Origin of the sequence: Corynebacterium sp. HMSC072A04 (assembly GCF_001809235.1) — a bacterium.
In the GTDB taxonomy this organism is placed as follows: domain Bacteria; phylum Actinomycetota; class Actinomycetes; order Mycobacteriales; family Mycobacteriaceae; genus Corynebacterium; species Corynebacterium hiratae.
The window spans coordinates 57,221-70,217 of sequence record NZ_KV796752.1; the positions used below are offsets into that span (position 1 = coordinate 57,221).

11 protein-coding genes, 2 tRNA genes and 1 pseudogene are annotated in these 12,997 nt (G+C 59.4%); 9 read left to right on the forward strand and 5 right to left on the reverse strand.

Going from position 1 to position 12,997, the window contains the following annotated elements; translation table 11 throughout:
- The first annotated feature begins 465 nt into the window (after nucleotides 1–465).
- From dnaN to gyrB, 4 genes are all read left to right on the forward strand, one after another.
- Entirely contained in the window at nucleotides 466–1,647 is a 1,182-nt protein-coding gene (gene dnaN, locus HMPREF2565_RS03595) for a DNA polymerase III subunit beta (RefSeq protein WP_046648700.1), read from the forward strand.
- Nucleotides 1,648–1,652: 5 nt separating this feature from the next.
- On the forward strand, nucleotides 1,653–2,831 hold the full coding sequence (gene recF, locus HMPREF2565_RS03600) for a DNA replication/repair protein RecF (RefSeq protein ID WP_070547229.1): 1,179 nt from the start codon (nucleotides 1,653–1,655) through the stop codon (nucleotides 2,829–2,831).
- The gene (locus HMPREF2565_RS03605) at nucleotides 2,824–3,366 is read left to right on the forward strand and encodes a DciA family protein (RefSeq protein WP_049155655.1); all 543 of its coding nucleotides are present in this window, start codon (nucleotides 2,824–2,826) and stop codon (nucleotides 3,364–3,366) included. The genes recF and HMPREF2565_RS03605 overlap by 8 nt, the downstream gene beginning before the upstream one ends.
- 129 nt (nucleotides 3,367–3,495) lie before the next feature.
- Nucleotides 3,496–5,541, forward strand: a complete 2,046-nt coding sequence (gene gyrB / locus HMPREF2565_RS03610) for a DNA topoisomerase (ATP-hydrolyzing) subunit B (protein ID WP_049155658.1) — start codon at nucleotides 3,496–3,498, stop codon at nucleotides 5,539–5,541.
- A 115-nt stretch (nucleotides 5,542–5,656) separates the two neighbouring features.
- Here gyrB and HMPREF2565_RS03615 read toward each other — a convergent pair whose 3' ends face one another.
- The 4 genes from HMPREF2565_RS03615 to HMPREF2565_RS03630 are packed head-to-tail and all read right to left on the reverse strand — an operon-like array spanning nucleotide 5,657 to nucleotide 7,083.
- Nucleotides 5,657–6,103, reverse strand: a complete 447-nt coding sequence (locus HMPREF2565_RS03615) for a DUF6918 family protein (RefSeq protein ID WP_070517654.1) — start codon at nucleotides 6,101–6,103, stop codon at nucleotides 5,657–5,659.
- A gap of 10 nt (nucleotides 6,104–6,113) precedes the next feature.
- A complete protein-coding gene (locus HMPREF2565_RS03620) occupies nucleotides 6,114–6,554 on the reverse strand; it encodes a hypothetical protein (protein WP_070517655.1) in 441 nt (146 codons plus the stop codon).
- 50 nt (nucleotides 6,555–6,604) lie between these two features.
- Complete coding sequence (locus tag HMPREF2565_RS03625; RefSeq protein WP_070517656.1) at nucleotides 6,605–6,865, reverse strand: cell filamentation protein Fic; 261 nt, start codon at nucleotides 6,863–6,865, stop codon at nucleotides 6,605–6,607.
- The gene (locus HMPREF2565_RS03630; RefSeq protein WP_070754293.1) at nucleotides 6,862–7,083 is read right to left on the reverse strand and encodes a CopG family transcriptional regulator; all 222 of its coding nucleotides are present in this window, start codon (nucleotides 7,081–7,083) and stop codon (nucleotides 6,862–6,864) included. The genes HMPREF2565_RS03625 and HMPREF2565_RS03630 overlap by 4 nt, the downstream gene beginning before the upstream one ends.
- 79 nt (nucleotides 7,084–7,162) lie before the next feature.
- On the opposite strand from HMPREF2565_RS03630, the gene gyrA reads away from it, so the two are divergent.
- The 5 genes from gyrA to HMPREF2565_RS03655 all read left to right on the forward strand — a co-directional run bounded on the left by gyrA (nucleotide 7,163) and on the right by HMPREF2565_RS03655 (nucleotide 12,650).
- Nucleotides 7,163–9,751 carry a DNA gyrase subunit A gene (gyrA, locus tag HMPREF2565_RS03635; protein ID WP_071406881.1) on the forward strand — a complete coding sequence of 863 codons (2,589 nt, stop codon included), beginning with the start codon at nucleotides 7,163–7,165 and terminating at the stop codon, nucleotides 9,749–9,751.
- Between the two features lie 3 nt (nucleotides 9,752–9,754).
- Nucleotides 9,755–10,102: a DUF3566 domain-containing protein gene (locus HMPREF2565_RS03640; protein WP_071406882.1), complete on the forward strand. Its 348-nt coding sequence runs from the start codon at nucleotides 9,755–9,757 to the stop codon at nucleotides 10,100–10,102.
- A 101-nt stretch (nucleotides 10,103–10,203) separates the two neighbouring features.
- A tRNA-Ile gene (locus tag HMPREF2565_RS03645) sits at nucleotides 10,204–10,280 on the forward strand.
- Nucleotides 10,281–10,289: 9 nt separating this feature from the next.
- A tRNA-Ala gene (locus HMPREF2565_RS03650) sits at nucleotides 10,290–10,362 on the forward strand.
- A gap of 494 nt (nucleotides 10,363–10,856) precedes the next feature.
- Nucleotides 10,857–12,650 carry a hypothetical protein gene (locus tag HMPREF2565_RS03655; protein WP_071406883.1) on the forward strand — a complete coding sequence of 598 codons (1,794 nt, stop codon included), beginning with the start codon at nucleotides 10,857–10,859 and terminating at the stop codon, nucleotides 12,648–12,650.
- Nucleotides 12,651–12,835: 185 nt separating this feature from the next.
- Here the strand turns inward: HMPREF2565_RS03655 and HMPREF2565_RS13650 are convergent.
- Nucleotides 12,836–12,997: pseudogene (locus HMPREF2565_RS13650) on the reverse strand (IS256 family transposase); the annotation flags it as partial.

Consider the following 12,997-nt stretch of genomic DNA (forward strand, 5'->3'; position numbering starts at 1 on the left):
AGCTGTGTAATTCCACTCTTGTAATTTGTAGATCCTCGTCACGTTTTCTTCTTCCACAGCAGATCAGCGACCTCTTCAGCCTTGTGAGCAACCCTGTGATCAGCGGCGATAGATCTGGGGATGGATTGTGGATAACTTCGGCCCCGACCGAGTTACTCACATTTCTTGTCATTTGATCACAGTGATCCCACACCCTGACTCACAGATCGGTTCGCGGCTGAGAGCTTGGCCTTTGCTGGGTTGTCCACAGATCCCACAGCGCTTATTACTACTCCTATTTTGTTTTCTCCCTAACTAAGAAGAAAAAGGATGTGTGTGATTCGCCGGCGCCCAGCCTGCCCACACGGTCTCATCGAGGGCCGAAGAGGGTGAATGACAAAACTCCTGAGGTTTGGTGCTGATCCTGTAAGTTGGAGTGAGCTTGCAAGAATCTTCCATCCGGAACTAGAGGAGCGTCTCATCACCATGGAGCAGTCCGTGTCATTTCGCGTTGCCAAAGATGACCTCGCCAACGCCGTCGCGTGGGTTGCGCGCAGCCTGCCGTCGAAGGTCACCCAGCCGGTGCTGCGCGCCATGCTGATCACCGCGGATGACAATGGTTTGGAATTCACGGGCTTCGACTACGAGGTGTCGACTCGCGTGCGCATCGCCGGCATGGTCGATGAGCCAGGCCGCATCGCCGTGGCCGGTAAGTTGCTCTCTGACATCGTCGCTTCCTTGCCCAACAAGGAAATTGAGATGACGCAGGAGGACAACAAGGTTCTCCTGGTTTGTGGTTCCTCCCGCTTCGAGCTACCGCTCATCCCGCTGGATGATTACCCGCAGTTGCCGGTCCTTCCGGAGGTCACCGGCACGATCAACCCGCAGCTTTTCGTGGAAGCCATCAGCCAAGTTGTCGCCGCCGCCGGCAAGGACGACACCCTGCCCATGCTCACCGGCGTGCACATCGATATCAATGGCTCCCACGTGCAGATGACGGCGACGGACCGCTTCCGCCTGGCCATGCGCACCTTCGAGTGGGATCCAGTTTCCCCCGACGTAGAGGCCAAGCTTTTGGTCCCAGCCAAGACGCTGCAGGAGACCGGCCGCTCCCTCGACACACACCTCAACATCCCGGTGGAGATCGCCGTGGGCACGGGTGAGAACATCGCTGCGGAAGGTTTGTTCGGCCTGCATGCCGATAACCGCGAGACCACCACGCGCATGCTCGATGCAGATTTCCCGAATGTGGCACCCCTGCTGCCGAAGACCCACACGGCCATGGCCAGCATTGAGGTCGCCCCGCTGCAGGAAGCCATCCGCCGCGTATCCCTGCTGACGGACCGCAACGCCCAGATCCGCATGGAGTTCAGCGAAGGTGAAGTGACCTTGGCCGCCGGCGCCGATTCCGGCCGCGCGAGCGAGTCCCTGCCCTGTGCTTTTAACGGCCGCGACAACTTCGTCATTGCGTTTAACCCGTCCTACCTCAAGGATGGCTTGGCCGTGGTCCACACGGACCGCGTGGTCTTCGGCTTTACCGAGCCCTCGCGCCCGGCGATTATGATTCCGGAGCCGGAGGAGCTGCCGGAGGCCAACGAGGATGGCTCTTTCCCCACCCCGGAGACTGACTTCACCTACCTGCTGATGCCAGTGCGCTTGCCGGGCTAGGCCATATGTTTATTCGCGATCTCGATGTCAGGGACTTCCGCTCCTGGCCCGAGCTCACTCTCAGGCTGCAACCGGGGATTACCCTTTTTATCGGCCGCAACGGTTTTGGCAAGACCAATATCGTCGAAGCCATCGGCTACGTCGCACACCTGTCCTCGCACCGCGTCGCTCATGACGCCCCGCTGGTGCGCCACGGTGCAACCAACGCCCGCATTTCCGCCACGGCGGTCAACCAGGGGCGCGAGCTTACCGCGCACCTGCTCATCAAACCCCACGCGGCGAACCAAGCGCAGATCAACCGCACCCGTTTGAAGTCCCCGCGGGAGCTGCTGGGTGTGGTGCAAACAGTGCTCTTTTCCCCGGAGGATTTATCCCTCGTGCGCGGCGAGCCGGCAACGCGCCGCCAGTATTTGGATGACATCATTGCCTCCCGCACTCCGCGCCTGGCGGGTATCAAGGCCGACTATGACAAGGTGCTCAAGCAGCGCAACGCGCTGTTGAAGTCGGCGTCACCGAGCCTGCGCCGCGGCTACAACGACAGCGACGGCGCCTCAGCACTAGCCACCCTTGATGTGTGGGATACGCAGCTTTCCTCTCTCGGTGCGCAGGTGATCCAGGCACGCCTGGCGCTTGTCGACGAACTCCGCGAGCTCATCCCCGCCGCCTATGCCGGCCTAGCTCCGGAATCGCGCCCCGCGGCCATCGAGTACAAGTCCACGGTGGATACCTCCGACCGCGAGGTCATGGAGGCCATGATGCTCACCGAGCTGGCAAATAAACGCCAGCGCGAAATCGAACGAGGTATCTCGCTCGTCGGCCCGCACCGCGATGATCTCGTGCTCAACCTGGGGACGAGCCCCGCCAAGGGTTTTGCCAGCCACGGCGAGACCTGGTCTTATGCCATCTCCTTGCGCCTAGCGGAGTTCAACCTGCTGCGCCAGGATGGCACGGATCCGATCCTCATCCTTGACGATGTCTTTGCTGAGCTCGATGCCAAGCGCCGCGAGAAGCTCGTCCATCTCGCCGCAGGCGCGGAACAAGTGCTCATCACTGCGGCGGTGGATGAGGATTTGCCCGGCAACCTACAGCCCATCGAGCGCTTCACCGTCAGCGTGCGCGATACCGACGAGGGCCGAGTATCAGAGATCGCACCGTACGATGCGGGCGGTGAAAGCGATGACTGAGCAGGAATTTGATCCCGTCAAAGCGCTCTTTGAGCGCACGCGGAGTAATTCCAAGAACCCGCCGAAGTTCAATAAACCGGCCCCCAAGATGAACCTGGCGCCAACGTCACAAGAACAGCAGCCGAAGCCTTTTCGGCGCGGGCGGCCGAGTGGACCCGACGGTCGCCGCCGGCGCCGGAGCCTCGACATCCCTAGCCTGGGCGCGCAGATCCAACGCGAGATTGGCAAGCGCGGCTGGGAGCACGAATTAGCTCATGGCTGGGTCATGGGCAATTGGGAAAACCTCGTGGGTGAACGCATCGCCGCGCATACTCAGCCGCTGAACATCAAGGAGCAGGTTGTTTACGTGGCGTGCGATTCCTCCAGCTGGGCCACTGAGCTGCGCTACCTGCAGCGGCCCATCTTGCAGAAGATCGCGGACCGCCTGGGCCCGGACGTGGTGGTTAAGCTCCACATTCAAGGACCCAAGCAGCACCGAAACTATGAGGGCCGCCAATGGGTCAAGCCGCAAGGCTCACAGGATACGTACGGCTGATCGGGGCGATCGCGAAATTCACGCAAATTTGGGGCTCTCACGGGCGTGCACTGTCCTCGCGTGGGGGGACACAGTGTAGAATGGCTAAAGTCTTAGATTTAGCTCTAGCCAAAAGGAGTACACGAATCCGTGGCTGAACAACACGCATATGATGCGGGGTCAATTACGATTCTGGAGGGCCTCGAGGCCGTCCGTAAGCGCCCCGGTATGTACATCGGTTCCACCGGTGCCCGCGGTCTGCACCACCTGATTTGGGAGATCGTCGACAACTCCGTCGATGAGGCAATGGCGGGCTATGCCGACAAGGTCATTGTCACCCTCCGTGAGGACGGGGGCATCGAGGTCATCGATAACGGCCGTGGTATCCCGGTCGAAATGCACGCCTCCGGTATCCCTACTGTCCAGGTGGTTATGACCCAGCTGCATGCCGGCGGTAAGTTCGACTCTGAATCTTATGCCGTGTCCGGTGGTCTGCACGGTGTGGGTATCTCCGTGGTCAACGCCCTGTCCACCCGCGTCGAGGCGGACATCAAACGCGATGGCAAGCACTGGTACCAGAACTTCAACAACGCCATCCCCGATGAGCTGGTAGAAGGCGATAATGCCCGCGGCACCGGCACCACCATTCGCTTCTGGCCGGACCCGGAGATCTTTGAAACCGTCGAGTTTAACTACGACACCATCGCCCGCCGCCTGCAGGAGATGGCCTTCCTGAACAAGGGTCTGACCATTGTGCTGCGTGACGAGCGCGCCATCTCCAAGGAGCAGGCCGAGCTCGAAGAGATCGCCGAAGCAGGCGATTCCGCCGTTAGCCTGAGCTCCCTGGATAACAAGGACGAAGCCGGCCAGGAGGGCGAGGACGGCGAGGGCAAGACTTCCAAGAAGAAGGAAGTCACCTACCACTACCCGAACGGTCTGCAGGACTACGTTGCGCACCTCAACAAGAACAAGTCCGCCATCCACCCCACCATCGTTGCCTTCGACGTTAAGGGTGAGGACCATGAGGTGGAAATCGCGCTGCAGTGGAACCAGGGCTACAAGCAGTCCGTCCACACTTTCGCCAACACCATTAACACTCACGAAGGCGGCACGCACGAGGAGGGCTTCCGCGCGGCTCTGACCACCCTGATGAACCGCTACGCCAAGGAGCACAAGCTCCTCAAGGAAAAGGATGGCAACCTCTCCGGCGATGACTGCCGTGAAGGCCTTGCTGCCGTTATTTCCGTGAAGGTGGCGGATCCGCAATTCGAGGGCCAGACCAAGACCAAGCTCGGTAACTCGGAGATCCGCGGCTTTGTCCAGCGCTCTGTCAACGAGCACCTCAATGATTGGTTCGACGCCAACCCGGCTGAGGCCAAGGTCATTATCAACAAGGCCGTATCCTCCGCACACGCCCGCGTAGCCGCCCGTAAGGCACGTGAGTTGGTGCGCCGCAAGTCCGCCGGTGACCTCGGCGGCCTGCCCGGCAAGCTGGCAGATTGCCGCTCCAAGGATTCGAAGCTTTCTGAGCTTTACATCGTGGAGGGTGACTCCGCAGGTGGTTCCGCGAAGGGCGGCCGCGATTCCATGTTCCAGGCTATCCTGCCGCTGCGCGGCAAGATCCTCAATGTGGAAAAGGCCCGCATGGATAAGGTTCTTAAGAACGCTGAGGTCCAGGCCATCATCACCGCCTTGGGCACCGGTATCCACGAAGAGTTCGATATTTCTAAGCTGCGCTACGACAAGATCGTGCTCATGGCCGATGCCGACGTGGACGGCCAGCACATCGCTACGCTGCTTCTGACCCTGCTCTTCCGCTTCATGCCGCAGCTGGTCGAGGATGGCCACGTGTACCTGGCGAATCCGCCGCTGTACAAGCTGAAGTGGGGCAAGGGCCAGCCGGGCTATGCCTTCTCCGATGCTGAGCGTGACAAGCTGCTTGCCGAAGGCTTGGAGCAGGGACGCAAGATCAACAAGGACGACGGCATCCAGCGCTACAAGGGTCTGGGTGAGATGAACGCTTCCGAGCTCTGGGAGACCACCCTGGATCCGACGACCCGCGTCCTGCGCCGCGTAGACCTGGAAGATGCGCAGCGCGCCGATGAGCTCTTCTCCATCCTCATGGGTGATGACGTGGCTGCCCGCCGCTCCTTCATTACCCGCCGCGCGAAGGACGTCCGCTTCCTCGACGTCTAAGACGTCTCAAAGCACGAGCCCACAGGGGAACAAGAGAAAGCAAGAAAAAGACCAGCCCTCAGAAAGAGGTGCTGGTCTTTTTTGTCGGTGCCTACGGCACGGAGAGTTAATCCACTTATACGGTATCCATGTGGCGCTGCAGAACACGGCCGATGGTTGCCACGTTGGGCTCCAAGATGGAGGAGGCCTTGCCGCGCAGCGACTTGTAGGTGCGCGCGATGCCGGGGGCCTTAATGTCCTTGGCGGCCCTATCAGCTGCAGCCATGATGGCCTCGGTAACTTCGCCGCTGCGTCCGTCGAGGTAGGTGCCGAAATCGGACTGCTCAGAGCCTTCAAATTCCTTCCAGTAGGAATCCAGGGTGTTGAGCAGCTCCGGCAGCATCTGGTTGATTCCCTTGGACAGAACCTTGGAATCCGCCTTCTTTGCGGCCACTAGGGCGCCCTTGAAGGCCATGCCGGTGATACCAGTCAGCGATGCTACGGCGTCATCTGCTGCCGTGGACAAGTCCGCCACCACGGCGTTGCGGGTAGGGGACTGGAGGAGTTGGGAGAGGTTTGTCATACAGGCGAGCTTACTGTGCCGGGGCGCTGGAGCCTGCCTTGAGCGCGGCAATCTGGTCAGCAATCTCTGGGAAACCATTGGTGCGGGCCAGGCGCTCGAGGTCGAAGTCGAGACCACCCTCGTAGAGGCGGTTGTGCTCGGACGAACCGGAGGAGCCTGCCATGCCGATCTGCGCGGCGAATTCATCGGCTTGGGCGCGTAGAGCAGGGTTGTTATCCACGACGAGCTTGAGCAGCGCCATCGCAGCAGCAATGGAACCGCCGATGATGAGCGTCATGTCGATGGGCGTGGAGCCGGTAAGGGAGGAGCCGGCTTCGCCCTGCTGGAAGTCGGGGTTGGTGGGCCAGTTATTATCGGCGGTCGTAGCGCTCGCGGCGGGGGCTACGGCAGTGGTGAGGGTGGTAGCCACAACGCCGGCGGCGAGGAACTTCTTCAAGGACATGGAGGACATAGGGAATTCCTTTCTCAGAAGGGAATAGAGACTTCTTTATCACGTTTAACTTACATAACTTCTGCAACAGAAAGATAGACCTGCGCGCACAATCGCGCGAATTCTTCATTCTTTCCGCTCAACGCGGGCACTGAGCACAAAACCTTCTCCAGCGACTGTGCCGCTGCAGCGCGGCTGCCATGCACTGCAATCCCCTCGACGGAGGCCGTGCTCGCGGCAGCTGCCGCAGCCAAGGCGGCGAAGTCAGTAATCCGTACGCGATATACCCGGCAGAACTCCCGTGCAATTAAGACCAGCTGCTCAACATTCACTGACGCACCCCTCGTGCCCGGCGGATCTCCGCCTCCAATTCCGAGCGCCCGGGCAACAACCTGCGTGCGGTGTCTTGCACGGCGGCATCCGACAAGGTCCGCGCGGCGGCCGCGACGACGGCGCGGACCACCGCCTCGTGCTTGGAAGTACCTTGCGCGGAAGCCAATAAGGTCAGCGCGTGGTCTTGCTCTGGGGTCAGGCGCAGTGTCATAGCCATGGTGGGAATGGTATCACTGTGATACCACTACTGCGCCAGAAACAGCCTCAGAGGTCCTTAAACGGTACGATAGGGCCTTATGAGTGATAACAACGGTGATCTCTTCGATCGCATCCAACCAATTGACATCAATGAGGAGATGGAGTCGAGCTACATCGACTACGCCATGTCCGTCATCGTCGGCCGCGCCCTGCCGGAGGTGCGCGACGGCCTCAAGCCGGTTCACCGCCGCATCCTCTACGCCATGTATGACTCCGGCTACCGCCCAGACCGTGGCTATGTAAAGTCCGCCCGCCCGGTCTCGGACACGATGGGTCAGTTCCACCCGCACGGTGACATCGCCATCTACGACACCCTCGTGCGCCTTGCACAGCCGTGGAACATGCGCTACCCGCTGGTCGACGGCCAAGGTAACTTCGGCTCCCGCGGTAATGACGGCCCGGCAGCTATGCGTTACACCGAGTGCCGCATGACGCCGCTGGCCATGGAGATGGTCCGCGATATCCGCGAAAACACCGTCGATTTCGCGCCGAACTACGACGGCAAGACGCAGGAACCAACGATTCTGCCCTCCCGCGTTCCGAACCTGCTGATGAACGGCTCCGGCGGTATCGCCGTCGGTATGGCCACCAATATCCCGCCGCACAACCTTAACGAGTTGGCGGATGCCATCTACTGGTTGCTGGATAACCCGAATGCTTCCGAGGAAGAAGCTTTGGCTGCTTGCATGGAGCGCGTCAAGGGCCCGGATTTCCCGACTGCGGGACTCATCGTAGGTGACCAGGGCATCAAGGATGCCTACACCACCGGCCGCGGCTCCATCCGGATGCGCGGCGTGACCTCCATTGAGGAGGTGGGCAACCGCCAGACCATCGTTATCACTGAGCTGCCCTACCAGGTCAACCCGGACAACATGATCTCCAATATCGCGGAGTCTGTGGTCAACGGCAAGATCGCCGGAATCGCCAAGATCGAGGACGAGTCCTCTGACCGCGTGGGTATGCGCATTGTGGTCACCCTCAAGCGAGACGCCGTAGCACGCGTTGTCCTTAATAACCTGTACAAGCACTCCCAGCTGCAGACCTCCTTCGGCGCCAACATGCTTTCCATCGTGGATGGCGTGCCGCGCACCCTGCGCCTGGATCAGATGCTGAGCTACTACGTGGCCCACCAGATCGAGGTAATCGTCCGCCGTACCCAGTTCCGCCTCGATGAAGCCGAAAAGCGCGCCCACATTCTGCGCGGTCTGGTCAAGGCGCTCGACATGCTCGATGAGGTCATCGCGCTCATCCGCCGTTCCCCCACGGTTGATGAGGCACGTGAGGGCCTGAAGGCGCTTCTTGACGTCGACGATGTCCAGGCCGATGCCATCCTTGCCATGCAGCTGCGCCGCCTGGCCGCGCTGGAGCGCCAGAAGATTATCGATGAGTTGGCGGAGATCGAGGAGATCATCGCGGACCTCAAGGACATCCTGGCCCGTGAGGAGCGCCAGCGTCAGATCGTCCACGATGAGCTGGAGGAGATCGTCGAGAAGTACGGCGATGAGCGCCGCACCCAGATCGTTGCCGCCTCCGGCGACGTCAGCGATGAGGACCTCATCGCCCGTGAGAACGTCGTGGTCACCATTACGGCCACTGGCTACGCCAAGCGCACCAAGGTCGATGCTTACAAGGCCCAGAAGCGCGGCGGCAAGGGCGTGCGCGGCGCGGAGCTGAAGCAGGATGACATTGTGAAGAACTTCTTCGTCTGCTCCACGCACGACTGGATCCTGTTCTTCACCAACTTCGGCCGCGTCTACCGCCTCAAGGCCTACGAACTCCCGGAGGCGGGCCGCACCGCTCGTGGCCAGCACGTGGCTAACCTGCTGGAGTTCCAGCCAGAGGAGAAAATTGCCCAGGTCATTCAGATCCAGTCCTACGAGGACGCCCCATACCTGGTTCTTGCTACCCAGCAGGGCCGCGTGAAGAAGTCCCGCCTGACCGACTACGAGTCCGCACGTTCCGCAGGGCTTATCGCCATCAACCTCAATGAGGGCGATGCGCTGATCGGTGCACAGCTGGTCAACGAGGGCGATGACATCCTTCTCACCTCTGAGCAGGGCCAGGCTATCCGCTTCACTGCGGACGATGACCAGTTGCGCCCGATGGGCCGCGCAACCGCCGGTGTGAAGGGTATGCGCTTCCGCGGCGATGACCAGCTGTTGTCCATGTCCGTGGTCAATGACGGCCAGTTCCTCCTGGTGGCTACTTCCGGCGGCTACGGCAAGCGTACCGCCATTGAGGAGTACACACCGCAGGGCCGCGGCGGCCTCGGCGTGATGACCTTCAAGTACACACCCAAGCGCGGCAAGCTCATTGCAGCAATCGCCGTCGACGAGGACGACGAGATCTTCGCTATCACCTCCGCTGGTGGTGTTGTGCGCACCGAGGTCAACCAGATTCGCCCGAGCTCCCGCGCCACCATGGGCGTGCGCTTGGTCAACCTGGCAGATGACGTCGAGTTGCTGGCCATCGACCGCAATGTTGAGGACGACGGCGAAGAGGACGCCCAGGCAGTTGCCAAGGGTGAAAAGTCCGTCGAGGACGTCAAGCCCGAACACCTCAAGCTTGGAGAGAACTCCAAGCCGGAAAAGGGCGAAGACAAGGACTCCGATAAGGACGAGGAGTAACCCATGATTGGACGAGAGCTTCACCTAGCCCGGATTTCGCCCATGTCGGCGTTCCGCGTTGGCTTGGCCATGTCCCTCGTCGGCCTCGTGGCCTGGATCATCGCCGTGTGCCTGCTGTACATCGGCCTTGACCAGGCGGGCATCTGGGATTCCCTCAACAGCCTTGTCGGCGGTATCGGCGGCGGCTTTGAGGTTTCCTTCGGATTGGTCGTCTCTGCAGCCGCCCTGTTCGGCGCCATCATCGCCGTCCTGATGACGATCCTGGCGCCGCTCATGGCTGTTATATATAACGCCATCGTGGACGTCTTCGGTGGCTTCAAGATTCGCCTACAAGATGAGCCGCATCAATAGCGATACAAAGTGAAGCAAAATCAGCTTCAAATACTGCATATGACCAGGCGATTTGTAATAAATCGCCGGTCCTATGTAGAGTAACTACTCGTTCCGGTCAAGGGCCTATAGCTCAGTCGGTTAGAGCGCATCGCTGATAACGATGAGGTCGCTGGTTCGATTCCAGCTAGGCCCACCACGGAACAATGGGGCATTAGCTCAATTGGTAGAGCATCTGCTTTGCAAGCAGAAGGTCAGGAGTTCGATTCTCCTATGCTCCACAATATAAATAAGGAAAGACGCTCAGCGACGAAATAGAAGCTGAGCGTCTTTCCTTTTTCCACTTAAGCCTCAAGAAGGCTCACAGGAATCACCCGTGCCAGGTATCAGGGGGGGGGCAAGGGGTGAAAGTTGGGCCGACACCCTAGCAAGTGCAATGACATTCGTGTAATTATTACCCAGATAGGGGTAGTTCATTCACAGCTGTCACAAAGGTTCGAAATAGTTTCAATTTCAACTCCTGTATAGAAGAAGGCCATCTACCAGCAAAAATGCTAGGCATCGCCGCCAGCTAGTTGGAAAAAGTTTAAAAATAAGTTGTGTTTGACTGGAAAGACCCGCCAGACTTCGATAATCTTGCTGCAGCGACAAAAGCTGCACTACTCGTTGAGAATGTGAAGATCATTCATGAAGAACGATTGCTAGCGTCGCCCTACACGACGGTTATCGTAAGATAATTTTCACAGTCCGACCTCAACTCTCATAGGGGAATTACATGTTCAAGAACCGTGTTCGCACCGCCGCTCTCGCAGGTGCTATCGCAGTTGCCACCGGTGTCTCCGGTGTTGCAGTCCCGGCTTTCGCTGAGGACACCACTCCGGGTACCACCCAGGGTGACGGCTTCAACAAGCCGGATGCATCCGCTGACAACGGCTCCGTTGCTGACAACGTGACCGAAGAGCAGCTCTTTGCAATGACCAACGAGACTGCTAACTACATCATCAACAACAACCAGTTCGTCGATGCTTACACCCAGGCTGCAGCAATCCAGGGTGACGGCATCAACCTCTTCGAGCAGGCACAGTGGAAGGCCTACGTTCAGTTTGCAAACGAGGCTACCAAGCAGCTGGCTAAGGCAGAGGCTAACTACCAGTCCGCCATGAACTCCGTGAACTACGCTCTGGAGAAGGACAAGGCTGCTGACAAGGCATGGGCCAACTACGAGGAAAAGGCTGTTGACTACAACAACACCGTAACCAACATCATCGGTAAGGAAGGCGACTACAAGTCCGACGGCCTCTTCGCTACCGACCTCAACGCTCTGAACGACGAGGGCGCTAAGGGCGGCCTGCCGGCGCTCAAGACCCCGGGCGCGCTGGGCTTCCCGATCCAGAAGATCGACCCGGAGGATGCCAACAACGTTAACACCGTTCCGGCTGAGAACATCAAGAACCTCGAGAAGACCATCAAGGAATACAAGAAGGCCTTCGACCGCGCAGGTGACCGTGATGGTGACAACAAGGATCAGTTCATCACCCGCCACTACATCGACAAGCTCGAGACCCTGATCTCTGATTCCGAGATGCTGCTCCAGTCCCTCAAGGATGACCACGCTGCACTCGAGGAAGCTCGCGAGGCTGCTCAGGCTGCTTCCCGCGAGGCTCAGAAGTCTGACGTTCTGGTTCGCCAGGGCTTCCTGGAGCGTGCTTACGCTCAGGTCAAGGTAATCCGTGTCCTCGAGGCTAACTACGCTGCTGGTAAGCGTGAGCTGGAGCTCCGTGAGGCGAAGGACAACCAGACCGTTGATATCGACGGCACCACCCCGAAGCCGACCCTGCGTGAGGCCTACTTCAAGCTCTTCGACCACGGCGGAGTCTTGGGTGAAGCTCTCGAGCACAACTACAACCTTCTGGTTGATCAGGAGGAGGACTTCAAGACCCTGCAGGACTGGACCTTCAAGAACGTTACTTCGGGTGACAACGAGAGCAAGTACGAGGGTAACCGTATCTACGGCCCGCGTATCCTCGGCAACAAGGTTCCGAACCAGATCGGTAACCCGGAGGCTCCGTTCGCCAACGCTCCGGTTGCCCTGTTCAACGGCGATGCTCACAGCGATGAGGAGCGCAACGCTTACACCGCAGCTAAGGTCGCCGCTAACCGCGAGGTCTTCGGTCCGTCTAACTACGACATCACGTGGGAAGAGTCTTTCCGCAAGGTTGTCAACGCTGATAACGCAGTTCAGGCTGATATCAAGCAGAAGGCCGACGACGTCCAGGCCCGCAAGGATCAGGCTGACCGCACCGATGCCCTCATCAAGGCTGTTCAGGATCTGGCTAACAAGTCCGCCGACAACAACGGTGACAACAAGGGCGGCGACAACGGTTCCGACGACGCTACCAAGCCGGGCAACAACAAGGATGACAAGTCCTCCAACATCAAGGACAAGCTGTCCAACGATGGCAAGCCGACCCCGCTCGCTATCTTCGGCATCGTCGCTGGTGTCCTGGCCGCAATCGCAGCTGCCTTCCCGGCAATTGCTAAGGCTCTGAACATCAAGCTCCCCTTCTAATTCAAGCTAGCTTGAATCGGCTCCGCCCCTAACGGAGCCAGAGCTTAGGAAGCACCCCACCACTTGGTGGGGTGCTTCTCTTTGTTTTTAGCCCGACTCCAAAGTGGGTATATGGAGGGCTGCGGCTTAAGGGACATTTCGTGTGGATTTGCGGCGTGTCGCACTAAGGGACATTTCGTGTGGATTTAGGAGCGTCCGGCCCAGCCTTTTCTTATGCCTAAGCTGGGGTTCCATTCGTTGTCGATGCCGGTGTCGAATGTGGCAGGTCGCCCGTCTGGGTGGCCGCGCCGTTTAAGTTCTTCTTTCGCCCATGCCTTGCGTGCGGCTTTTTCTCCTTGGCGTCCGAA